General features: G+C 71.7%; 20 protein-coding genes and 1 riboswitch. Of the genes, 10 read left to right on the top strand and 10 right to left on the bottom strand.

Features of this window, described 5'->3' with window-relative positions:
* Positions 1 to 28: 28 nt before the first annotated feature.
* Positions 29 to 385 carry a hypothetical protein gene (locus tag ABZ374_RS39815; RefSeq protein WP_360321474.1) on the top strand — a complete coding sequence of 119 codons (357 nt, stop codon included), beginning with the start codon at positions 29 to 31 and terminating at the stop codon, positions 383 to 385.
* A 91-nt stretch (positions 386 to 476) separates the two neighbouring features.
* On the opposite strand, the gene ABZ374_RS39810 is transcribed toward ABZ374_RS39815, so the two are convergent.
* Positions 477 to 1,763 carry a serine hydrolase domain-containing protein gene (locus ABZ374_RS39810; protein ID WP_360321471.1) on the bottom strand — a complete coding sequence of 429 codons (1,287 nt, stop codon included), beginning with the start codon at positions 1,761 to 1,763 and terminating at the stop codon, positions 477 to 479.
* A 120-nt stretch (positions 1,764 to 1,883) separates the two neighbouring features.
* On the opposite strand from ABZ374_RS39810, the gene ABZ374_RS39805 reads away from it, so the two are divergent.
* The gene (locus ABZ374_RS39805) at positions 1,884 to 3,059 is read left to right on the top strand and encodes an epoxide hydrolase family protein (RefSeq protein ID WP_360321468.1); all 1,176 of its coding nucleotides are present in this window, start codon (positions 1,884 to 1,886) and stop codon (positions 3,057 to 3,059) included.
* Between the two features lie 45 nt (positions 3,060 to 3,104).
* Here the strand turns inward: ABZ374_RS39805 and ABZ374_RS39800 are convergent, their stop codons facing one another.
* Positions 3,105 to 3,767: a hypothetical protein gene (locus tag ABZ374_RS39800; RefSeq protein WP_360321465.1), complete on the bottom strand. Its 663-nt coding sequence runs from the start codon at positions 3,765 to 3,767 to the stop codon at positions 3,105 to 3,107.
* A gap of 478 nt (positions 3,768 to 4,245) precedes the next feature.
* Here ABZ374_RS39800 and ABZ374_RS39795 point away from each other — a divergent pair, with 478 nt between their 5' ends.
* The 6 genes from ABZ374_RS39795 to ABZ374_RS39770 all read left to right on the top strand — a co-directional run bounded on the left by ABZ374_RS39795 (position 4,246) and on the right by ABZ374_RS39770 (position 10,491).
* Positions 4,246 to 4,686 carry a pyridoxamine 5'-phosphate oxidase family protein gene (locus ABZ374_RS39795; protein WP_360321462.1) on the top strand — a complete coding sequence of 147 codons (441 nt, stop codon included), beginning with the start codon at positions 4,246 to 4,248 and terminating at the stop codon, positions 4,684 to 4,686.
* 19 nt (positions 4,687 to 4,705) lie between these two features.
* A riboswitch (cobalamin riboswitch) is annotated at positions 4,706 to 4,876 on the top strand.
* 199 nt (positions 4,877 to 5,075) lie between these two features.
* A complete protein-coding gene (locus ABZ374_RS39790) occupies positions 5,076 to 6,575 on the top strand; it encodes a CoA-acylating methylmalonate-semialdehyde dehydrogenase (RefSeq protein WP_360321459.1) in 1,500 nt (499 codons plus the stop codon).
* 4 nt (positions 6,576 to 6,579) lie between these two features.
* Complete coding sequence (locus ABZ374_RS39785; RefSeq protein ID WP_360321456.1) at positions 6,580 to 7,722, top strand: acyl-CoA dehydrogenase family protein; 1,143 nt, start codon at positions 6,580 to 6,582, stop codon at positions 7,720 to 7,722.
* Positions 7,719 to 8,792: an enoyl-CoA hydratase/isomerase family protein gene (locus ABZ374_RS39780; protein ID WP_360321453.1), complete on the top strand. Its 1,074-nt coding sequence runs from the start codon at positions 7,719 to 7,721 to the stop codon at positions 8,790 to 8,792. The genes ABZ374_RS39785 and ABZ374_RS39780 overlap by 4 nt, the downstream gene beginning before the upstream one ends.
* On the top strand, positions 8,789 to 9,718 hold the full coding sequence (gene mmsB, locus ABZ374_RS39775; protein WP_360321450.1) for a 3-hydroxyisobutyrate dehydrogenase: 930 nt from the start codon (positions 8,789 to 8,791) through the stop codon (positions 9,716 to 9,718). The genes ABZ374_RS39780 and mmsB overlap by 4 nt, the downstream gene beginning before the upstream one ends.
* Positions 9,715 to 10,491, top strand: coding sequence for an enoyl-CoA hydratase (locus ABZ374_RS39770; RefSeq protein WP_360321447.1), 777 nt, complete (start codon positions 9,715 to 9,717; stop codon positions 10,489 to 10,491). Before mmsB ends, ABZ374_RS39770 begins: the two co-directional genes overlap by 4 nt.
* A 12-nt stretch (positions 10,492 to 10,503) precedes the next feature.
* Here the strand turns inward: ABZ374_RS39770 and ABZ374_RS39765 are convergent, their stop codons facing one another.
* The 6 genes from ABZ374_RS39765 to ABZ374_RS39740 form a co-directional block, all read right to left on the bottom strand.
* On the bottom strand, positions 10,504 to 11,019 hold the full coding sequence (locus ABZ374_RS39765; protein ID WP_360321444.1) for a S26 family signal peptidase: 516 nt from the start codon (positions 11,017 to 11,019) through the stop codon (positions 10,504 to 10,506).
* A 12-nt stretch (positions 11,020 to 11,031) separates the two neighbouring features.
* Complete coding sequence (locus ABZ374_RS39760) at positions 11,032 to 12,897, bottom strand: ABC transporter ATP-binding protein (protein ID WP_360321441.1); 1,866 nt, start codon at positions 12,895 to 12,897, stop codon at positions 11,032 to 11,034.
* Entirely contained in the window at positions 12,894 to 13,451 is a 558-nt protein-coding gene (locus ABZ374_RS39755; RefSeq protein WP_360321438.1) for a hypothetical protein, read from the bottom strand. Before ABZ374_RS39755 ends, ABZ374_RS39760 begins: the two co-directional genes overlap by 4 nt.
* A 2-nt stretch (positions 13,452 to 13,453) precedes the next feature.
* Entirely contained in the window at positions 13,454 to 14,005 is a 552-nt protein-coding gene (locus ABZ374_RS39750; protein WP_360321435.1) for a MauE/DoxX family redox-associated membrane protein, read from the bottom strand.
* 145 nt (positions 14,006 to 14,150) lie between these two features.
* Positions 14,151 to 14,351, bottom strand: coding sequence for a hypothetical protein (locus ABZ374_RS39745; RefSeq protein ID WP_360321432.1), 201 nt, complete (start codon positions 14,349 to 14,351; stop codon positions 14,151 to 14,153).
* A 255-nt stretch (positions 14,352 to 14,606) separates the two neighbouring features.
* Positions 14,607 to 15,824, bottom strand: a complete 1,218-nt coding sequence (locus ABZ374_RS39740) for a hypothetical protein (protein ID WP_360321429.1) — start codon at positions 15,822 to 15,824, stop codon at positions 14,607 to 14,609.
* A 232-nt stretch (positions 15,825 to 16,056) separates the two neighbouring features.
* Here ABZ374_RS39740 and ABZ374_RS39735 point away from each other — a divergent pair, with 232 nt between their 5' ends.
* Complete coding sequence (locus ABZ374_RS39735) at positions 16,057 to 18,126, top strand: serine/threonine-protein kinase (protein ID WP_360321426.1); 2,070 nt, start codon at positions 16,057 to 16,059, stop codon at positions 18,124 to 18,126.
* Between the two features lie 166 nt (positions 18,127 to 18,292).
* Positions 18,293 to 18,673: a hypothetical protein gene (locus ABZ374_RS39730; protein ID WP_360321423.1), complete on the top strand. Its 381-nt coding sequence runs from the start codon at positions 18,293 to 18,295 to the stop codon at positions 18,671 to 18,673.
* A 237-nt stretch (positions 18,674 to 18,910) separates the two neighbouring features.
* Here ABZ374_RS39730 and ABZ374_RS39725 read toward each other — a convergent pair whose 3' ends face one another.
* Complete coding sequence (locus ABZ374_RS39725) at positions 18,911 to 21,445, bottom strand: FtsX-like permease family protein (protein ID WP_360321420.1); 2,535 nt, start codon at positions 21,443 to 21,445, stop codon at positions 18,911 to 18,913.
* Between the two features lie 11 nt (positions 21,446 to 21,456).
* Positions 21,457 to 22,425 carry an ABC transporter ATP-binding protein gene (locus tag ABZ374_RS39720; protein ID WP_360321417.1) on the bottom strand — a complete coding sequence of 323 codons (969 nt, stop codon included), beginning with the start codon at positions 22,423 to 22,425 and terminating at the stop codon, positions 21,457 to 21,459.
* Between the last annotated feature and the right edge of the window lie 632 nt (positions 22,426 to 23,057).

Raw genomic sequence — 23,057 nt, 5'->3', positions numbered from 1 at the left:
CGGGCGTGTTCTTCGACGTGGGATGGGGATGGGGGAGACAGTGACCGACACCTGGGACTGTGAGTGTCTGGTGGAGCAGGGCCGTGCGCGGGTGGTGGTACCGAGGATCGTGGACGCGTCCGTCGCGCATCGCCTGCGCAAGGACCTGGTGGCGCGCATCAACGCGTTGAGCGACGACGTCGTCGCGGTGACGTTCGACCTGATGGACACGCAGGTGCTGGACGATGCGGGAGCGGCGGCGATCGCCTCCGCGTACCGACACGCCTTCCTGCTCGGGCTGCGCCCCACCTGGCGGGCATCGGCACCGGACACGCGCGCCGCGCTGCTCGGCGCGGACGGCGAACTCCGCACGGGTGAGCACGCGTTGGACGTCCACCCCGGGTAACCGGGCGGTTCCGCGCGCACGGATCGCGGGTGCGGGCCTGCGCGCCCGCACCCGGTTCCGCCTTCGCCCCCGAGTCACCGGGGGCGCGAGGCTAGGTGGCCGTGCCCGGGAAGACCTTCGAGAAGACGAGTTTGGTGAGTTCGTCGGCCGGCGCGTTGCCGTCCGGCGACTGGTTGAGGTTGACCAGGACCACGACCGTCGCGCAGGACTGCGGGTTGTACCCCACGAAGCTGTTGTAGCCGGGCAACTGGCCGTCATGGCCCAGGAATCCGCCGAAGTTCGCGATCGCGAGCCCGTAGCCGGGCGCGCCGGGTCGGTCGGAGGTGGGCACGAAGGTCAACCGCTCGCGCTGCAGCTCCGCGTCGAGCAGGGCGCCGGTGGCCAGGGCCGGGGCCCAGCGCAGCAGGTCGTCGAGGGTGGATACCGCGGCGCCGGCCGACCAGGCCCACGAGGGGTTCGCGTCGGTGACGTCCTTGGGGTTGCCGGCCGACCAGTCCGCCCAGGCCGCGTCCTTGCCGGTGAGCACCGGCGCGGTCAGGCTCGCCACGTTGCCGATGAACTCGTAGCCGTGCGCGTGTGGGAGCGGGAGCCCGGAGTCGTTCGCCAGGCTGCTCTCGGACATGCCGAGCGGCTCGAACACGCGTTGGCGGAACAGCTCGGCGAGCGGCTGCCCGGTGAGCTGCTCGGCGATCAGTCCGAGCAGGATCGTGTTGGTGTTGGAGTAGTGGAACCCGCCCCCGGGCGGGAAGTACGCGGGATGCGCGAACGCGATCGCCAGCAGTTCCTCCGGGGTCCACACGGTTTGCGGGTGCTCGTCGAGCGTGCGGTTGAAGCCGGGATCCTCGCTGTAGTTGTACAGACCGCTGGTCATTTGCAGCAGTTGCCGGATGGTGATGTGTTGCCCGTCGGGTACGTCCGGCCGGAAGGCGGCCACCGGGTCCTCCAGGGACAACCGTCCCGCCTGGACGAGTTGCAGGATGATCGTCCCGGTGAAGGTCTTCGTGATACTGCCGACCCGCATGTGGTCCGCGGTGCGGATGGGGGTCCCGTCGGCCAGGTTGCCGGTGCCCAGGGTCGTGGTCCAGGTGCCCCATTCGGGGGTGCGGATGGAGACGATCGCGCCGGGGACGCGCAGTCGCTGCATCAGGGCGACCAGTTCGGGGGTCAGGGTCTCGGCGAAGGGCGGCGCCGGTTGCGCGACGTCGGCGAAAGCGGGCGATCGCGTCGGGATCGAGGTGCCCGGCGCCGGGGCGGCGGCCGTCAGGCTCAGCAGCGTCGCCGCCGTCACCGCGGCGAGTCGGGCCCGGCGCCGGGCCGGCCCGGTGCGGCGCGGACGTTGTTTCGGGATCCGGGGCGGACGCGACAGTCGGATGCGCACGTGGGGTCCGTTTCGTTCGAGAGCGTGGGCCCCCAGACATACCCGGCCCACCGGCGGCGCGGCCGATGTTGCGCCACCGGTGGGCGTGTTCACGCTCCGGGCCCGGTTAGCATGCGTTCCATGTCGGATGCCCTGCCTCGCCCCGAGCCTTTCGTCTCGCAGACCGCGCCCGCGGCGTCGGAGGACCTGCGGTCGCGGTTGCGCGCGACGCGCCTGCCGGATACGCCCGAGGAGGCCGGGTGGGCGCTCGGGACCGATCTCGACTACCTGCGCGAGCTCCTCGCCTACTGGGCGGACGGCTTCGACTGGCCCGCGCAGGAGGCGGCACTCGCCCGGTTGCCCCGCTTCCGGGTGCCGCTCGGCGGTCTTCGGACCCACTTCGTGCACGCCCGGGCGGTCGCGCCGACCGGGCCGGTGTTGCCGTTGGTGCTCGGCCACGGCTGGCCGGACTCGTTCTGGCGCTACACGAAGGTGATCCCGCTCCTCACCGATCCCGGCGCGCACGGCGCCGACCCCGCCGACGCGTTCGACGTGGTGGTGCCGGACATGCCGGGCTTCGGATACTCCGACCGCCCCACCGGCGCGGCACTCGACACGATCGCCGTCGCCGGCCTGTGGGCCGAACTCATGGACATCCTGGGCTATCCGCGCTTCGGCGCGGCCGGCGGCGACCTGGGCAGCCACGTGAGCCGCTACCTCGCGCTCGACCACCCCGACCGGGTCGTGGCCGTCCACCGTACGGACGCGGGCCTGCCCGTGTTCACCGGCGACCCGGCGGACCTGGCGCCCGAGGAACGCGCCTGGCTCGACGAGGCGATCGCCTGGGGCGGCACCGAGGGCGCCTACGCCGCGATGCACCGCACCAAGCCGCAGACCGCCGCCGTCGGACTCAACGACTCGCCGGCCGGGCTCGCCGCGTGGATCGTCGAGAAGCTCCGGGGGTGGAGCGACTGCGCCGGCGAGGTGGAGCGGTCCTTCACCAAGGACGAGATCCTCACGAACCTCTCCCTGTACTGGTTCACCGAGACGATCGGCTCGTCGATGCGCATGTACCGGGCGAACGCCGCGATCCCGCTCGCGCAGCACGCCCGGCGGGTGGAAGTACCCTCCGGATTCTCGCTCTTCGCCGGTGACGTCGTGCGCCCGCCGCGGGCCTGGCTGGAGCGCATGACGAACGTCGTGCGAGTGACCGAGCCCCCGCGCGGCGGGCACTTCGCGGCGTTCGAGGAGCCCGAGCTGTACGCGGAGGAGCTGCGCGCGTTCTTCCGGCCCTATCGGGCGGCGCTGTCGCGGTAGCCCCGGGCCGGTGTTGCGGTGTCGATGGTGCGCGCCGGGCGGTGTTCAGTGGTGGGCCGTGACGATCGCGCGCTCGCGCGGGCCGGTCCGGGGGTGCAGGTAGCCGATCGTGGCGGCGGTCACGTCCCGGAAGCCGACCAGTTCGGCTTCGTCGGCCAGCGCGAGGGCGGCGAGCCAGGACAGGCCGGGGACCTTCCCGAGGGCCCGGCCGGCCCGGGGCGGGTCGTCGGCCACCACCAGGCCGCCGGTGCCGGCCGGCGACCAGGCGCGGACCCGTTCCAGGATCGAACGCAGGCCCCGGGTCGGGTGGTTCGGCCGGCAGCCGAGGCCGTCGGCGTAGACGACGATCCGGGCACCGCTCGGCAACGTCCGGTCCGGGACGTCCGCACGCACGACGTCGACGCCTTGGCGGCGGGCCGGGTCGACGGCCTCCGGTGGCACGTCCACGGCGAGCACCCGGTGCCCGGCGCGCGCCAGTTCGGCTTCGACGGGCCCGGTGCCGCGGCCCAGGCTCAGCAGTACCGGGTCGGGGCCTCGGTCCAGTAGGCGGGCCAGGTGGGCGACCATCCAGATCCGGTATTCGGGGTCGTAGGTCGCGGGCGTGCGTAAATCCCCCGCGGGAACGCCGTGTCCACGCTTCGGCCGGCGGCCGGGGCGGCCGCCGGGGGCCGCGCTGCAGCGCACGCGCGGCGATTCGAGGTCGGTCATCGTTTCCTCGTATTCCTGGCAGGCGTCCGGCAGCCGCACGGCGGCCGGACGGGTGGATCAAGTGGGTGGGCCCGGGGGCGGCGGCGGGCGGGGCGCCCGGTGTCGCGTGTGCATCCGTGCCCGGCCGCTCGGCCGCCGACGCGCGCATCGGACGGAGCACGGAAGCACCGGCAGGGCGCACTCCCCCGAAGCGCACGCCCTGCGACCTCGACGTCCCGCGGGGACCGCTGCTCCCCGATCCCCAGCCGGCCGAGGACCTTCGCCGAACCCGACCGGGCCCAACGGCCCTGCTCGACCGCACGGACCGGGAGCAGAGTCGGAGGTGCGGCCGACCCACCGGGTCGGCCCGCACGGAGAGCGCGGTCGAGCCCGGCCGTACCTGCTTCGTGCGCAGCCGAGGTCGGCCCGGCCGCCGCACCCATCGCCCGGGGAAGCGGCCGGACCGGCCCCCGGTCGGGGGCGGGCCAAAGGGTTGGAAATGAGCGAAGACGCCGTGCTGAAACGTCCCCTCGGTCGCCATGAGGCGTTGCGGTTGATGGCCGACGCCCGACTGGGACGCGTCGTGGTGAGCGAGGGCGCGCTGCCGGCCGTGCACCTGGTGGCGTTCGCCGTCGATCGCGAGTGTGTGGTGTTCCGGGCCCCGCTCGACTCCTCGCTCGCGAAGGCCGCGCACGACGCGGTGGTCGCGTTCCAGGCCGACCACGTCGACCGGGCCACCCGCACCGGCTGGACGGGCACCGTGACCGGACACGCCTCCCGGGTCGGCGATCCGCACGTCGTCGCCCACCTGGATCGTCTGCTGCCCGACCTCGACGGCCTCGGCGAGGATCAGGTGTGGATCCGGGTCACCTCGGAACTCGTCACCGGACTCGCCCTCGAACGCCGGCCGTCGGGTCACGGCCGGCACTGGACTTACTAGGACGTCCGACTATATCGTCTTCAACTACAAGGTCCGCGGTGCAGGGAAGTCGGTGTGAATCCGGCATGGTCCCGCCACTGTGACCGGGGAGTGCGCTGCCGCAGCACCAAGCCACTGGCGAAGGCCGGGAAGGCGGGCATCGTGCGTCGATCCGGAAGTCAGGATACCGGCCGCGGGTATATCCGTGTTGTCCACGAGGATGGAGCAAACACGCATGACACCGGTCCGCGCCCTCGCCCCGGATGATCCTGCGAACGTCGAACCCACCAGGTTTTCCTGACCACTTCGACGTCGACCCGCACCGGGCAACCACGCGCACCCGCGCCGACGTTGCGCACCCGGGTCGTGCCCCGACCTCCGGATCGCACCCGACGAGAGACAGGTCGTTCATGGTCCGCGAACTTTCCCATTTCATCGGCGGCAAGCACGTCCCCGGCGCATCCGGCGCGTTCGGCGACGTGTACGACCCCAACACCGGTCGAGTACAGGCACGCGTTCCGCTCGCGGATCGCGCCGACACCCTGGCCGCCATCGCCGACGCCGAGCAGGCCCAACCCGCGTGGGCCGCCTGGAACCCGCAGCGGCGCGCCCGAGTCCTGGCCCGCTTCCTGCAACTGGTCGAACCCGAACGCGAGTCGCTGGCCCGGCTGCTGTCGGCCGAGCACGGCAAGACCATCGCCGACGCCCACGGCGACCTGCAACGCGGCCTGGAGGTCGTGGAGTTCGCCACCGGCATCCCGCACCTGCTCAAGGGCGAGTTCACCGACAACGCGGGCTCCGGCATCGATGTGCACTCGATGCGCCAACCCCTCGGCGTGGTCGCCGGCATCACCCCGTTCAACTTCCCGGCGATGATCCCGCTGTGGAAGATCGCGCCGGCCATCGCCTGCGGCAACGCGTTCGTGCTCAAGCCCTCGGAGCGCGACCCCTCGGTGCCACTGCGCCTGGCCGAACTCTTCGTCGAGGCGGGCCTGCCGCCCGGCGTGCTGAACGTGGTCCACGGCGGCAAGGAGAGCGTCGACACACTCCTGACCGACCCGCGCGTACAGGCCCTGGGCTTCGTCGGCTCGACCGCGATCGCCGAGTACGTCTACACCTCCGCCACCGCGAACGGCAAGCGCGCCCAGTGCTTCGGCGGCGCCAAGAACCACCTGATCGTGATGCCGGACGCGGACCTCGACCAGGTCGTCGAGGCGCTGATCGGTGCCGGCTACGGCTCCGCCGGGGAACGCTGCATGGCCATCTCCGTGGCAGTTCCGGTCGGCGCGGAGACCGCCGACGCGCTGGTGGAAAAGCTCGTCGCCCGGATCGCCACGCTGCGCGTGGGCCCCTCGCACGACCCGGACGCCGACTTCGGCCCGCTGGTCGGCCGGGACGCGCTCGATCGGGTGCACGGCTACCTGGACATCGGCGTCGCCGAGGGCGCCAAGCTGCTCGTGGACGGCCGCGACGTGCGCGTACCCGGCCACGAGGACGGCTACTTCGTCGGCGCGTCGCTGTTCGACCACGTGACGACCTCGATGCGGGTGTACCGCGAGGAGATCTTCGGCCCGGTGTTGTCCGTGGTCCGCGCGGCCTCCTACGAGGACGCGCTGCGGCTGCCGAGCGAGCACGAGTACGGCAACGGCGTGGCCATCTTCACCCGGGACGGCGACACAGCCCGCGACTTCGGCCGCCGGGTGAACACCGGCATGGTCGGCGTCAACGTGCCCATCCCGGTGCCGGTGGCCTATCACACCTTCGGTGGCTGGAAACGATCCGGATTCGGCGACCTCAACCAGCACGGGCCCGACTCGATCCGCTTCTACACCCGGACCAAGACGATCACCTCGCGCTGGCCCTCGACCGCGCGCGAGAGCGCGAACTTCGACATCCCCACGATGGACTGACCCGGTGACCACGCTCACCGACGACCAGCTCGCGATCGTCGAAACCACCCGGGACTTCGCCCGCGAACACCTCGCCCCGAACGCGATCGAATGGGATCGCACCAGCCACTTCCCCGTCGACGTCCTGCGCAAGGGCGCCGACCTCGGCCTCGGCGGCATCACCGTCCGCGAGGACGCGGGCGGTTCGGGGCTCGATCGGCTCGACTCCGCGCTGATCCACGAGGCGCTGGCGGGCGGTTGCCCGACCATCGCCGCCTACTACTCGATCCACAACATGGTCGCCGCGACCATCGACCGGCACGGTACGCCGGAGCAGCGCGCCCGCTGGCTCCCGGGGCTGTGCTCGATGCGAGATCTGGCCGGCTACTGCCTGACCGAGCCGGGAGCCGGCTCCGACGCCGCCGCGCTGCGCACCCGCGCCACCCGCGACGGCGACGACTATCTCCTGCACGGCGTCAAGCAGTTCATCTCCGGCGCCGGCTCCGCCGCGGTGTACCTGGTGATGGCGCGCACCGGCGCCGACGGCGCCGACGGCATCTCCGCGTTCGTCGTGCAGGGCGACGCCGACGGGCTGTCCTTCGGGCCCAACGAACGCAAGATGGGCTGGCACGCCCAGCCCACCCGCCAGGTGATCCTGGACGGCGTGCGGGTGCCCGCAGGCCACCGGCTCGGCGCCGAGGGCGACGGGTTCAAGATCGCGATGGGCGCCCTCGACGGCGGCCGGATCGGCATCGCCGCCTGCTCGTTGGGTGGCGCGCAAGCCGCGCTGGATGCCGCCGTGCGCCATCTCACCGACCGCGAGGCGTTCGGCTCGGCGCTCATCGACGCGCAGGCCCTGCGCTTCCAACTCGCGGACATGGCCACCGAACTGGAGGCCGCCCGCACGCTGGTGTGGCACGCCGCCTCCTCGCTCGACGAGGGCGACCCCAGGGCCTCGCAACTGTGCGCGATGGCCAAGCGGTTCGCCACCGACACCGCCTTCTCGGTGGCCGACCGGGCACTGCAACTGCACGGCGGATACGGCTACCTCGCCGACTACGGCATCGAGAAGATCGTTCGCGATCTGCGGGTGCACCGCATTCTCGAAGGAACCAACGAGATCATGCGCGTGATCGTCGCGCGCGGACTGATCGGAGCGGCCCGATGACCCCGACCACGGACCAGGATCCGGTACTGACCCACCGGCAGGCGGCCCTGGGCCGGATCGTGCTGAACCGGCCCAGGGCGCTGAACGCGCTCACCCACGACATGGTGTCGCGGATCGACGCCGCTCTGACCGCCTGGGAACACGACGACGACGTACGGCTGGTGGCGATCACCGGCGCGGGCGAGCGCGGGCTGTGCGCGGGCGGCGACATCCGCGCCATCCACGCCGACGCCGTCTCCGGCGGCACCGCGAGTCTGGACTTCTGGCGCGACGAGTACCGGCTCAACGCCCGCATCGCCCGCTACCCCAAGACCTACGTCGCCGTCATGGACGGCATCGTGATGGGCGGCGGGGTCGGCATCTCCGCGCACGGCGGCCTGCGCATCGTCACCGAACGCTCGACCGTCGCCATGCCCGAGACCGGCATCGGATTCGTCCCCGACGTCGGCGGCACCCACCTGCTCGCCCGCGCCCCGGGCGAGTCGGGCACCCACCTGGCGCTGACCGGCTCCGCCATCGGCCCCGGCGACGCCATCACCTGCGGCCTCGCCGACCACTTCGTGCCCTCGCATCGGCTGGACGCGATGCTCGACGCGCTGGCCACCGGCGAACCGGCCGACGTCCTCGCGCGCTTCGCCGAACCGGCCCCCACCGGCGAACTCGCCGAGCGGCGCGCCTGGATCGACGCGTGCTACGCGGGCGACAGTGTCGAGGAGATCCTCGATCGCCTGGACCACAGCGGGGATCCGGCGGCCGGGCAGGCCGCCGAGCAGATCCGCGCCAAGTCGCCCACCGCGCTCAAGGTGACCCTGGCGAGCCTGCGCCGGGCCCGCGAACTCGGTTCGCTGGAGGCCGTGTTGGCGCAGGAGTACCGGGTGTCGAGCGCGGCGCTGCGAACGCCCGACCTCGCCGAGGGCATCCGCGCCCAGGTGATCGACAAGGATCGCGCCCCGCGCTGGTCGCCCCCGACGCTCGACGCCGTGCGGCCCGAGGACGTGGACCGATTCTTCCGCGCACCGGCCGAGGGCGCCTCGGGTCCGGAATTCACGACCGCGGAGGCCGGCCGATGACCACCCGCGTCGCCTTTGTCGGACTGGGCAACATGGGCGGCCCGATGGCCGCCAACCTGGTCGCCGCCGGACACGTCGTCACCGGCTTCGACCTGGCCCCGCAGGCGCTGGAGCCGGCCCGGGACCACGGTGTGCGGATCGCCGCGTCACCCGCGGCGGCGGTCGCCGACGCGGACGTGGTGATCACCATGTTGCCCAGCGGCACCCACGTCCTGGACTGTTACCGGGGCCCGAACGCGCTGCCGGCCGCCGCGCCGGCCGACGCGGTGTTCGTCGACTGTTCCACGATCGACGTCGCCGACGCGCACGCCGCGCACGCCGCGGTGCGCGAATCCGGTCGCCGCGCCCTGGACGCGCCGGTCTCCGGTGGTGTGGTCGGCGCGGTCGCCGGCACGCTCACCTTCATGGTCGGCGCCGACGACGCGGACTTCGCCGCGATCGAGCCGCTGCTGACCGCGATGGGCCGGCGGGTCGTGCACTGCGGGCCGCCCGGCGCCGGACAGGCCGCGAAGATCTGCAACAACATGATCCTGGGCGCCACGATGATCGCGGTGAGCGAGGCGTTCGTCCTGGGCGAGCACCTCGGACTCTCGCACCAGGCGCTGTTCGACGTCGCCTCGGCCGCCTCCGGGCAGTGCTGGGCACTGACCACGAACTGCCCGGTACCCGGGCCGGTTCCGGCGAGTCCGGCCAACCACGACTACCGGCCCGGGTTCGCCGGCGCGCTGATGGCCAAGGACCTGCGGCTGGCCGCCAACGCGATCCGTGCCGGCGGCGTGGCGGCCGAACTGGGCCTGCACGCGGCCGAGATATACGCGGCCTTCGCCGAGAACGGCGGCGCCGACCGCGACTTCTCCGCCGTCGTCCACGCCATCCGGGAGCAGACCGGCGCCACCGCCACCGCCGAAGGGAACGACCCCGCATGACCGAGTACGAGACGATCCTGGTCGAGCGGCACGAGCGCACGGCGCTGATCACGCTCAACCGTCCCAAGGCACTCAACGCCCTCAACCTGCGGGTGATGGCCGAAGTGGTCGACGCCGCGACCACCCTCGACCGCGACCCCGACGTCGGCGCGCTGGTGATCACCGGGTCCGCGAAGGCGTTCGCCGCGGGCGCCGACATCAAGGAGATGCAACCCAACGACTATCTCGACGTCTACCTCTCCGACTGGTTCTCCGCGTGGGACCGACTCGGCGACGTCCGCAAGCCCACCATCGCGGCGGTCTCCGGCTACGCGCTGGGCGGCGGGTGCGAACTGGCGATGTTGTGCGACATCCTGCTCGCCGCCGACACCGCCGTCTTCGGCCAGCCCGAGATCAAGCTCGGCGTCATCCCCGGCATCGGCGGCTCGCAACGACTGACCCGCGCGATCGGCAAGGCCAAGGCGATGGACCTGTGTCTGACCGGACGCACGATGAACGCGGAGGAGGCCGAACGCGCCGGCCTGGTCTCGCGCATCGTGCCCGCGGCCGACCTGCTCACCGAGGCCCTGGCCACCGCCGCGACCATCGCGGGCATGTCCACGCCGATCGCGATGATGGCCAAGGAGAGCGTCAACCGCGCCTTCGAGACCACCCTGGCCGAGGGCGTGCGCTTCGAACGGCGGCTGTTCCACGCCACCTTCGCGACGGCGGACCAGAAGGAGGGCATGGCGGCGTTCACCGAGAAGCGCCCGCCGTCGTTCCGACACCGCTGAGCCGGCGGCCGCTCAGCGGCGGGTGTGGAGTCTGCGCACGACCACGCCGAGGAGGTCGGCGCGTTCGAGATAGCCGAGCCGGCGGGAATCGTGACTGTGTGCCGCGTTGTCGCCCAACAGGACGAACCGGTGTGGCGGTACCGGCCGGCCGGCCTCGGCGGCGAGCGCGGGACCCAGGCCCCGCGGAACCGGGTCGCCGGGGCCGGCCACGACCCGCTTGATCATCCGGCCCCGGGCCTGCGGCGGCGCACCAACGGCCGGTCGGCCGGACGTCGCGCGCGTCGGGCCCGGCTCCCCCGGCGGGTCACCGGAGGGTGGTCGCCACTCGGCGACCACCACCCGCCCGGCGGCCGGGTCGGCGTGCCCGCGCCGGCCCGGCCGGCGCACCAACACCCGGTCGCCGCTGCGGTACGTCGGTTCCATGCTGGCACCGGCGACGGTGATCACGATCAGCCGGCGCCGGGCCGCCAGGGCGGCCCCGAACACCACGACCAACACCGGCACCAGCCTGCCGCGCGGCAGCCACACGGGAGTACCTCCTCAGGAGACGAGCGAGTCGGGGATGTCGTCGGATCCGCGCCGATAACCGCCGGCCTGCATCGTGAACAACCGGGCGTAGGCCCCGCCGGCCCGCATCAGCTCGTCGTGCGTGCCCTGTTCGCCGATCCGGCCGTCTTCGAGCACCACCAGCAGGTCCGCGTCGCGCAGTGCACCGAGCCGGTGCGAGATCAACAGGCTCGTCCGGCCCGCGCGGTGTTCGCGCAGCCGCAGATGAATCTCCTGCTCGGCCTCGGCGTCGAGCCCGGAGCTGGGTTCGTCCAGGATCAGCAGGTCGGCGTCGGCGCGCAGCAACGACCGGGCCAGGGCGATGCGTTGCCACTGTCCACCGGAGAGCACCACGCCGGTGCCCGGGTCGTCCCGGTCCTCCTCGGAGAAGAAGATCCGGCTGAGCATGGTGCGGTAGCCGTCGGGCAGGCGCGATATCGCGTCGTGCATGCCGGCCAGGCGCGCGGCCCGCTCGACGGCGTCCGGTTCGGTCAGCCGGTCCAGGTCGCCGAGTGCGATGTTCTCGCCGGCGGTGAGGTCGTACTCCATGTAGTCCTGGAAGGTGGCCCCGATCCGCCGGCGCAACTCGGCCGGGTGGAACTCCCGCAGGTCGATCCCGTCCCACGACACCCGGCCCCGGTCCGGGTCGTACAGCCGGCACAGGAGCTTGATGAGCGTCGTCTTGCCCGCGCCGTTGAGTCCGACCAATCCCACGGAACTCCCGGCGGGGATGCTGAGGTTCACCCCGCGCAGCACCCAGGGATGGGCCGGTCCGTAGCGAAACCACACGTCGTGCAGCTCGATGCCGTGCCCGAGCGTGGGCACCGGCTCCGGGCGGGAGCACACCGGCAGGTCGTCCTTCGTCTCCCGGACCACGACGTAGTGGTCGAAGAGCAGGAGCGCCTGATGCCCGCCGGCGATGTCGTTGGCCAGCGCGGCAAGTGCCGTCTGTACGGCGGGCAGCGCGGCCACGAGCAGCGCGACGCCACCGATGCTGATGCCGCCCCGTCCCGCCTCCCGAACCGCCCACAGCAGGCCCAGCCCGGCCACCACCGAGGCGAGCACGCCGAGGCCGAGTTGGATCGCCAACTCCCGGCGGTCCACCGCCTGTTTCGCCGCGTCGGCTCGGCGGCGTTCGGCGAGCATGCGCCCGCGCAGGAAGCCGCCGATGCCGAACAGCCGGATCTCCTTGGCCGCCTGCAGGTTGGTCAACAGTTGGAAGTAGAACATCTCGCGGCGCTCCGCCGGCCCGATCTCCCAGAGCATCGCGGCCCGACGGCGGCTCATCGCCAACTCGCCGAGCAGTACCGGGACTCCGGCCAGGAGCACGGCGGTCGCCAACAGCGGGCTCAGCACCACGAGCGAGCCGAGGAAGCCGCCGATGGTGAGCGCACCGCCCAGCACCCCCAACGTGCTGTTGACCGCCTGCGTCGGCGTCATGCCGCCGGCCTGCTGGGCCAGCCGCAACCGGTCGAGAAAGCGCGGGTCCTCGAACCTGCTCAGGCCGGTCAGGTCGTCGACGGCCCGGTAGAGGCGGTCCTGGGCGCGCAGCGCGGTCGCGCGTTGCGTCTGGGCCTGGATGTACTGGGCCAGGTGCGGCACGGCGGCGGCGGCCACTCCGGTCGCGGCGAGCAGCGCGGCCGGCGCCAGGACCGCATCGATTCCGCCGCCCGCGGCGAGCCGGTCCAGGACCGCCCGCACGGTCCACGCGGCGGCGATGGGCAACACCGCGCCCAGGGCGGTCAGCAGGGTCAGCGCCGCGAGTTGCCGGGGCGCCGCCCGAAAGGCGAGGCCGGTCGCCGCCCGCAACACCGCGGCCAGCCGTCGCGGGCCCGGCGTCGACGTCGCCGGCGTGCTCACGAGGCCGCGGGCACGAGGGCCGGCAATACCCGATCGCCGACCGCCTCGACCACGAGTTCGTCCCCCACGGCGCGTACTCGACACATCACCGGGAAGGCGCGGGCCGCGAACGCCTCGGTCACCGGCCCGTCGATCGATTCGTGCACGACCCGGGCGACCGGCGCCAGTTCCTCGATCATCCCTCGGGTATCCGGGTCGGTGGCCGGCCCGCCCGCGATGACGACCAGGGCCGCTTCCGCGCGAGTCGCCCGCAACGCCGCCGCCACACGCGGCAGTTTCTCGTGACACGGCGGACACCCGGGCGACATGAACACCACCACGGTCCCGGTGTCCAGGTCGCGCCTGCGCAGCGGCCGGCCGTCGAGGGTGTGGGTCTCGAAAGCCCCGACCAGCGCTCCCGGCGGCAACATGCCGTCGTCGTCGATCGGTTGCGCGGACGGGTGTGGCCCCCGGGCCTGTTCGGCCCGCAGTCGCCGGACCAGGCCCACGGTCAGCAGGAGGTCGAGCAGGCACAACGCGCCGACGAGCACGACGGCCGCGATGAGATACGGCATGGTCACCCTTGCCCTTTCCGGACGGCGACGGGGAAGGCGTCGCGCAACAACTCGGATATGTCGTCGAGGACGGTCACCACGACACCCGCGACCAGTCCGATGCCGACGGTCACCGCGAGTGCGCCCGGCGCGTCCGGCAGGCCCCGGGAGGTCCCGACGGCGCCGATGATCGCCACCACGACCAGGAAGCCGTTGCGGGCGAGTTGCAGCGGACCGGTGTCGGTCGCGGACGCCCCGAAGCACCGGCACGACACCCGGACCCCGCGCCGCAGGGAGGCCGCCATCGCGAGGGTGAACGCGGCGAGCAGGCAGCCCGCCAGCGCGAACCCCACGAGCGCCGCCGGTCCCGGCGACAGCAACAGGACGACCGCGGCCGCCTCCGCCCCGGCGACCAGGCGGGCCGCCGCACGGCCGCGGCGCGGCGACAACGCGACGAACGCCCGCACCGAGCGCACGAACGCCGCGAACAATGCCGCGGAACGCAGTTTGCTCACCACCGCGACCGCGAACACCACCACGAGCAGGGCCCGGCAGGCCATCGCGGCCGACTCCATGACGCGGAACTCCCTTCGCACCGAAGACTCGAACGAGGACACAGGGGTGCCGGTGGACCCGCGTGGGAGACCACCGACACCCCTCACTGTTCCGGTGGGTGCCGAGACCGCGACCGTGCGCGAGAACTCGGCCGACCGGTCGGCGTCAGCAGCCGCAGTGGCCGTACGCGTAGTAGTAGCTGCCGTCGTCGCAGTTCATCCGGTACTGGGTGTACTTGCTCTGACCGGCACAACTGCCGTTGATGCACTTCGAGCCGGCCTTGTGGCAGGCGACCGCGTTCGCCGTACCTGCGGGAACGAACCGTTCCACGAGGCGATCGGCGATCGCCTGCACGAGCTTGGTCATGGATGTACCCCTTCGCTGAAGCCGCGTCGACGTCGGCCGACGCGGTGGAACCGGAAGCGCCCCACCCGACCGGCGGGGCACGACCGAGCCTGGGCGAACACGCCCGGCACACACAACGGCTCCGGCCTGTCCCGAACAGCGTCGAGACTGTCCGCCCTGGTCGGGCGGCATGTCCCGGCACCGTTCCGGACAGACCGGAACGCTTGCGCGGCGCGATTTCGAACCTGTCGGCGCCGCCCCGTCGGCGCTGCCCCGTCAGTCCTGCGGGATGTACACCGAGCACGTCGAGAACGCGTTGTCCCGCACGCACAGGAACAGCGCGTTCCACCGGCTGCTGTTGTCGCTCGCCGCCGTGGTCAACGTGTCGGAGCACGATTCGTCGGTCAGACCCCAGAGGGATCCATCCGGCCAACCGGCCTGCGCGGTACGGCTGTCGATCGCCGCGAGACAGGCGTCGGACGGGTTGTAGCGCTTGACCTCCGCCAGGAACTCCAGGTACTTGGGGTTCTGCCGCGAGGCCGCCCGGTCGTCCAGCGTCTTCTTGGCCGCGTCCTTCGCCTGCTGCGGCGCGTTCGGGTCCTGAATCGTGCGCAGCGCCTCGCTGCTCTCCTGCAGGGCCCTCTGCACCTGCGCCACGTCCTCCTTCTTCTTCGGCGCCGTCGTCGGATTCTGGATGGCCAGCAGCCCGTCGCTGATCGCCTCCAGGACCTTCGTGTTGAACGCCTTCTGGTCCGGCGGCAGCGTCGGATTCTGCAGAGCCCTCGTGGCTATGGCCAGCTCGTCCGCGAGCTTCCGGTAGACCGCCCGGTCCGCCGGTGGGACCTTCGGATCCTGACTCAGCCGGACCGCCTCGTTGATGCCCCGAACCAGCTTCGTGTAGGTCGCCTTGTCCGCCGGCGACGTCGTCGGACTCTGGATCACCTTCAGCGTGTTGTTGATCTCGTTCACGATGCGGGTGTACTGAGCCTTGTCCGCCGCTGGGGTCTTCGGGTCCTGAATGGCGTTCAACGCCTTGTTCAACCCGTCTCTGAGCTTCTGTTTCACGTCCTCCGGTACGTTCAACGCCGCGATCTTCGCCTCCGCCTCCTTCTTGGCGTCCGCCGGCGCCGGGCTCTGAGTGGGCGCCTGGGACTTCGAGGGCGACCCGGTGGCGGGCCCGCTCGACCCACCCGAACTCGGCGTGCCGGGTGACTTCGGCGCCTGCGAACCTGGGGACGCCGGGGTGTTCGGGGTGTTCGGCTGCACCGGTTTGGGCGTGTTGGGCGCGGGGCTGTTCGGCTCCGACGCGGGCGGCTTGTACGGCGGCGGCGGCGGTGGCGGGGTCTGGGCGGGCACACCGGTCGTGTGCTGTCGGGCGGGAGCCTGCGTGGCCGCCGCGGCGGCCGCAGCGGTGGGCAACGCGAGGGCGGCCGCCAGGCAGGAGGTACCCAGGACGCGGGAGATCTGTCGTCGCGCGGTTTTGGACATGGTCATTCCAGGTGTGTTCCGAGGGGCTGATGTGCCGTTGTCGGCTCGGCTCTGCCACTGAGGCGGCGCACGTTCACCGGAGACCAGGACTCAACGGTGCACACGTATCGACAGGACCAACTCTTCGCCCACTCGCCGGCCGTCGCAACCCAAGCGCCGGCGACAACCCCGTCCGGGTGGCTCGGATCAGCGGGCTCACCTGCTGCAACCGATCATCCGACGCCGAGGCTCCGATCCGGTGCCGTGCCCTGTCGTGCGGTGCGGTGCGGTGCGGTGCGGTGCGGGGGGTGACGAACGGCGGCACTTCGGGGTGCACATCCGTCAACCGCGGCACCGGCCCGCGAGTGCGCGAGTACGCTCCGTGTCGAAGAAACCGCACAGGGTGGGACAGGGGTTGCCCGTGGTGGGTGTCGAAACAGTGGGGAATGGCCGGTATCGCCTCCTGGCACGGATCGGTGCCGGCGGAATGGGCATCGTCTGGCGGGCGTGGGACGAGTTGTTGCGGCGCCCGGTGGCGATCAAGTGCGCGCGGGTCAACGATCCGCAGAGCGTGCGACGACTCCGGGACGAGGCGGCCATCGCGGCGAGCTTCGACAGTCCGTACATCGTCACGGTGTTCGACCTGGTGGTCGAGCACGATACGTGGTGGCTGGTGATGGAATACGTCGAATCACGCAGCCTCGGGCAGTGCATGGCGCGGCCCGGGCAACGCCCGACGCCCGCGTGGGTCGCGTCGATCGGGTGGCAGATCGCGGAGGCGTTGCGGGAGGTACACGCGCATTCCGTCGTGCACGGGGACGTGACGCCGGAGAACATCCTGGTGACCGTGGACGGGACGGGCAAGCTGGCCGACTTCGGCATCTCGCGGGCGTTGGGAGCGGCGGGTACCGGGCCCCGGGACCGGGCCCTGCACGGAAAGCCCGGCTACCTCGCACCCGAGGTGGCCCGAGGCCGGGAAGTCGGTCGAGCCTCGGACATGTTCTCGCTCGGCGCGTCGTTGTTCGCCGTCCTCGAAGGGCAGGGGCCATACGGCAGCGCCGACGACCCGCGCACACAATGGCGTCGGGCCCGCGAAGGCCGCATCGACAAACCCGTCGCCTCCGGGGAACTGAGCGAGCTGCTGCAAGAATTGCTACGGGTACGACCCGGGCGTCGGCCCGGGCCGGCCGACGTGGCAGCCAGACTGCGCGCCCTGACCTCGCCGCACGACACGACCACGCCGTGGCCGCGAACCGGGATCGTCCCCGGGCCGGTGACCGACTTCGGCACGCCGATGCCGGCCGCCGACACCACCTCGGGCGTCCGGCCGCCGTTCCGGTTCCTGCCCATTCCGCGCCGGCGCCCGCAGTCGTCGAGACGGCCGTGGCCGCTCGTGGTCGGGGCAACGACACTGGTCACGGTGGGAGTTCTCGCCTGGTCGCCGCTCATCGACCCGAAACCGGCGCCCACGCCGGCCGCCGCCCGAACGATCCTTGTCGGCGACGAACGCACCGTCGATCCGTGCGCGCTGCTCGATCCCGCCTCCCTGACCCGCTTCGGCCGGACCGTGCTGGACTCGGCGCTCGGCGGCTTCCGGCGCTGCGACCTGCTCGTACACGGCGCCGAGGACCGGCGCGTGGCCGACGCGGAGCTGTCGTTCACCGAGGGCGGCCAGGAGTTGGGCCCACAACTGCGCACCCGGCGCATCGGTGACATCACCTTGATCGAAGGGGCCGACGACGCGCGGGAGTGCCCCCGGATCCTCCGACTCCCCGACGGCTACGTGGTCAAGGTGACCATCTCGAACCTGGCGAGCGAGCCGGTCGACCTGTGCGGCATGGCCGACGCCGTCACCACGCACGCGATCGACGTGCTCGGTCGCGGTCCCATCCCCCGACGCCCGTCCGCGCCGAGGGACGCCTCGTTGATCCGACTCGACGCGTGCGCGCTGCTCGATCCGGCCGCGCTCGCCCGGATGCCCACGATCGACGCCCAACACCCCAACGCCGGTTTCGGCGACTGGAAATGCCGATGGCACAGCACCGTCGACAAGACCGCGATCATCCTGCGCTTCTACCAACGCGAGCCGCTCCCGGCCGACATCGGCCGACCGCAAACAATCGCGGACCGCCGGGCGTTCGTGACACCCGGCGAAGCGGACCGGGACCTGTGCACGATCCGTGTCGTGCATCGCACATATCCCAACGCCGCCCACCCGATCGTGGAACTCGTCCAGATCGAGGTCTACGCGGCGCAACCCCGGGAGCAACTGTGCGCCACCACCGACCGACTCGGCGCCGCGGTGGTCGCGAAACTGCCCCGAGCGTGAGCCGGGCGAACGCTTTCGCGTCCGCCCGCACCCCGCAACTCACGTATGTGCCCGATCCACCCGAGCCGAGAGGCTTCCCGGGCGGGCCCGGCACTCGTATCCTGTCCATGCCGACACGGCGGGGGGCCGCTCGGGGCACGCGGCATCGTGCCCGAACAGGGAAATCATGTCGGATCATCCGATCGAACCCATCCTGCGTGAAGGTTGTCCGTCCTGGTGCCGTGGGCACTTCGACGTCGAGACGCAGGCCGCCGCCCGGCTCCACCACCGCACCATCGGCGTCACCATCGAGGCGGGCTCGCCGATCCCGCAGAGCGTCACCCAAGCCAAGATCTGGGCGGAGTCCGGCCCGGACACCGCCCTGCGGGTGGCGATCGCCCGCTGCGTGCCGCCGCCCGGCCGACCCTGGCGGGTCGACCTGGACCCGGGGCAGGCTCGCAACCTGGCCAACCTGGCGGACGCCTTCGACCCACGCCTGGCCTCCGCACTCCGCACCGTCCTCGACCGAATCCCGGTGCCCCCGGTGCCGGGCAGCAACCTCTGGTAGATGACCGGCACTCGGCCGCTGGTGGACGACCGGGGACTCGATGGCTGGTGGACGACCGGCACTTGGCCGATGGTGGACGACCGGCGCTCGGCCGTTGGTGGGCAACCGGCACTCGGCGAGGAACGGCACAGCGCAGCACGGTCGTTCCGCCTGTCGGCGTCAGTCGGGTCATGACATGCGGGGAGGCGGTCCCGGTCGCGTGGACGGCGCGGCCGGGACCGCCGGTCGGATGCCCGGCTAATCGGTACGCAGCGCGGTGAGCACGTCGAGCCTGGCCGCGCGCCGGGCCGGCCAGGCCGCCGCCAGCACACCGACGATCGCGGCGAGGACCAGGAAGACGAGCACCCGGTCCCACGGAATCACCACGGTCAGGTCCTTCGTGGAGCGGGCCATGCCCTTGACCCCGCCGACCCCGGCGAGCAGACCCAGGACCACACCCAGGAGGCCGCCGAAGAGCGAGATGATCAGGGACTCCAGGCGGATCACCCGTCGGGTGCGCCGCCGGTCCAGCCCGATGGCACGCATCATGCCGATCTCGCGGGTACGTTCGAAGACGGACATGGCCAGCGTGTTGACCACGCCGAGCACCGCGATGACGATCGCCATCGACAACAGCCCGTAGACGATGTTGAGCATGATGTCGAAGAGCTTGTTGAAGTCCTTGCGGACCTCCTTCGCCGTCTGCACGTTGATCGCCGGGCTGTTGCCGACCGCCTTGCGGAGCGTGTCGCGCATCGTGTCCCGCTGCTGCGGCGCGACCTTCGCGAGTACGAAGTCGTCGCCGACGACGTCGACATGCGGCGTCAGCGTCTGCAACGACACCGTGAGGCCACCGAGCAGCGGCGCCTCGTCGTAGATGCCGCCGATCGACAGCCGGCTCTGCCGCCCGTCCGGGAAGGTGACCGAAACCGGCGTCCCGACGCGCCACTTGCGGTCGTCGGCGGTCTGCTTCGACACCAGCAGTCCCGTCGCCAGGGATTGCGGGCCGCCCTGGGTGAACCTGGTCGTGAGCACCGAGAACGCGCTCGCCGGGTCGACGGCGGTGAGTTGGTGTTCCTTGCCGTCGACGCTCACCTGCGCCGAGCGGACCGGACTGACGGCGGTGACACCCGGCACCTTGGCGACCGTGGCGGCGATCTCCGGGGTGAGCGTCTGCCCGTCGGAGGACGAACTGAGCACGAACTCGGCGGTGATGCCCTTCGACAGGGTGCGGTCCACGAGTTGTTTGAGCGACGTGCCGAAGATGGTCAACGAGGTCACCAGCACCATGCCGATCATCAGGGCGGATGCGGTGGCGGCCGTGCGCCGCGGGTTGCGGGCCGCGTTCTGGTACGCGAGCCGGCCCTCGACCGGATGCACGCGTTGCAGCAGCGCGCCGAACAGCCGCACCGCCGGCGTGGCGATGAGCGGGGTGAGCACGATGATGCCGACCAGGACGATTCCCGCGCCGCCCATCACGGTGAACACCTTGGCGTTGCCGGTCGCCGAGCCCTTGATGCCCGCGAGCAGCACGATCCCGCCGAGCACGACGGTCAGGACGCCGGCGATGTTACGACGACGCAGACTTGCGGCGCCGGTCGGCAGGTTCGTGCGCAGCGCCGCGACGGGCGGGATCTTGGCGGCTCGGCGTACCGGCAGCCAGGCGGCGAGCAGGGTGACGCCGATGCCGACGGCCAGGCTCCACAGGGCGGTCGCGCCGGTGACGACGGTCGGTCCCGGGGTGAGGTCGGCGCCGATGTTGTTGAGGATGCCGCGCAGGCCGACCGCGAGTCCGATGCCGATCACGAATCCGGCGAGTCCGGCGACCACGCCGACCGCGAGGGCCTCGAACATCACCGAGCGGGTCACCTGCTCGCGGGTGGCGCCGATGGCGCGCAACAGGGCCAGTTCGCGGGTGCGTTGGGCAACGAGCATGGCGAAGGTGTTGGCGATGATGAAGCTGCCGACGAACAGCGCGATGCCCGCGAAGACCAGGAGCAGCGTGCGCAGCGACGCGATCTCCTTCTGCACCTTGTCCCGGTCGTCTCGGCGCAGTGTGTCGCCGGTCAGGGCTTCGGCACCGGAGGGGACCAACGGGGCCGCCGCGGCGCGCAGTTGTTCCTGCGTGGTCCCGGGTTTCGCGTTCAGGCGCAGTTCGCCGTAGACGCCGGGCTCCAGGTAGAGCCCCTGCGCGGTGGCGGTGTCGAGGAGGGTGAGCGAGCCGCCGGCCTCGACGGCGGCGCTGTCCGTACCGAAGACGCCGACGACGGTCTGCTCCAGGACGGGCCCGCGGGCGACGATCCGGATCCGGTCTCCGACCCGGTAACCGGCGGCCTTGGCGGTCGCGTCGTCGAGCGCCACCTCGCCCGCCTTGGCGGGCAGCCGGCCTGCGGTCAGTGTGTAGCGGGGGTCCTTGCCGTCGCGGCCGGGTACGGCGTTGGTGCCGGTCGCATTCGCCTTCTTCCGGACGAGTTTGCCGTCGCGGTCGACGACGGCGGTGAAGCCGGTGACGTGACCGGTGACCGACGCGGCGCCCGGCAGCGCGCGCAGCTTGGCCGCGAGCGGTTCGTCCAGGGGCGGTATCTGGAGGTGTTCGACGGCGTGCTTGGTACCGCGGACGTCGACCGCGATACCGCGGTGATCACGCAGCGCGGCCTCGGTCATGGCCTGCTTGAGGGTGTCGCCGAAGACCAGGACGGCCGCCACGAACGCCACGCCGAAGACGACCGCGAGCGCGGTGAGGGCGAGACGCACCTTGTAGGCGACGAGGTTGCGTAGGGAAGTGCGAAGCACGGTCGGGTCCTTCAGAGGGGGAGGGAGGAGGCGGTGGGAGTGGTGGGATCCGGGGTGGTCGTGGCGGGGGTGGTCGTAGCGGGGGTGATGGCGGGTTTGGTGGGGACGGAGGTGGTGGCGGTGGGGGTGGTCGGCTTGCGGTTGAACGCGCGCATGCGTTCCAGCACCCGGTCGGTGGTGGGTGCGGGCATGTCGTCGACGATGCGCCCGTCGGCGAGGAACAGGACGCGGTCGGCGTAGGAGGCGGCGACGGCGTCGTGGGTCACCATCACGATGGTCTGACCGGCCTCGGTGACCGAGGCGCGCAGGAATTCGAGGACCTCGGTGCCCGAATGCGAGTCGAGGTTGCCGGTCGGTTCGTCCGCGAAGATGATCTCGGGCCGTCCGACCAGGGCACGGGCACAGGCGACGCGCTGTTGTTGGCCGCCGGACAACTGGGCGGGCCGGTGGTCGAGGCGGTGGCCCAAGCCGACGGTCTCGATGACCTTGTCCAACCACTCGGGGTCGGCCCGTCGACCGGCGATGTCCAGCGGCAGGGTGATGTTCTCCAGGGCGGTCAGGGTCGGAAGCAGGTTGAACGCCTGGAAGACGAAGCCGAGTCGGTCACGCCGCAGGTGGGTGAGGGCGGTGTCGTCGAGCGAGGCGAGTTCGACGTCACCCAGCCGTACCGAGCCGCCGGAGATCCGGTCGAGACCCGCCATGCAGTGCATCAGCGTCGACTTGCCGGAGCCGGAGGGGCCCATGATCGCGGTGAACTCGCCACGGCGGAAGCCGACGGACACGTTGTCGAGGGCGCGGACTTGGGTGTCGGCTTGGCCGTAGGTCTTGGTGAGGGCTTGGGCTGTGGCGGCGTGGGGGGTGGTGTGGGTGGTGGTGTGGGTGGTGTGGGGGGTGGGGGTGTGAGGGGTGGGGTGGGCGGCGTGGCGGGGGGTGGGGTGGCGGGGGGTGGAAGTGGGGGTGCCGGTGGGGGTGGTGTTCATTGGGTCTCCGGTGGTGGGCTGTGGGTGGGATGGCAATGAGGGTGGGTGGGCGGATGGGTGGGCGGATGGGTGGATTGGAATATTAGATCGACTGGTCGGTCTAATTTATCGACGGGCGTTGGGGGCGACGTCAGCCGTGGGGGCTATGGGCGGGTCGGCCGGAAGGTGGATGGGAGGGGGTGGGAGTACGCCGGAGGGGTTTGGGGCGGGGGTGGGGCGGGGGTGTTGGCCTGAGTTGTGGGCGTGGGGCGGGTGTTGGTTGGGGTGGGGTGCAATGGGCTTGGGTGAGTGGGGATTTGGGGTGGGGGTGGGTCGTGGGGCTGGTCGTGGGAGGGGTGGGGTGGGCTTGGCATTCGGCGGGACGGGCGGGGGCGGGCTGGGTCGCGGAGTGGGGGCTTGGCATGCGGCGTGCGTGGAACTGGTCCGCGTGGGCTGGGTCGCGGGGGTGGGGAGGGATTGGGCTGTGGCGCGGGGCGACCCGGCCGGTTGGGCCGGGTCGCGAGCGGAGCGAGCGGGGTGGGCGGCTTTCGGCGATGCAGCGCTGCTTTTTATTGGGCGCCTTTGGCGCCGGCTCGCGAGGGGCCACTTTTTTTTTAACTCGCGGGCGGCTCCACCAAAAAAATTGCACAAAG

It is taken from the genome of Embleya sp. NPDC005971, assembly GCF_040629175.1.
Lineage (GTDB): Bacteria > Actinomycetota > Actinomycetes > Streptomycetales > Streptomycetaceae > Embleya.
Note: the sequence above shows the minus strand (reverse complement) of the source record. Positions and strands in the feature narration are given on the sequence as shown.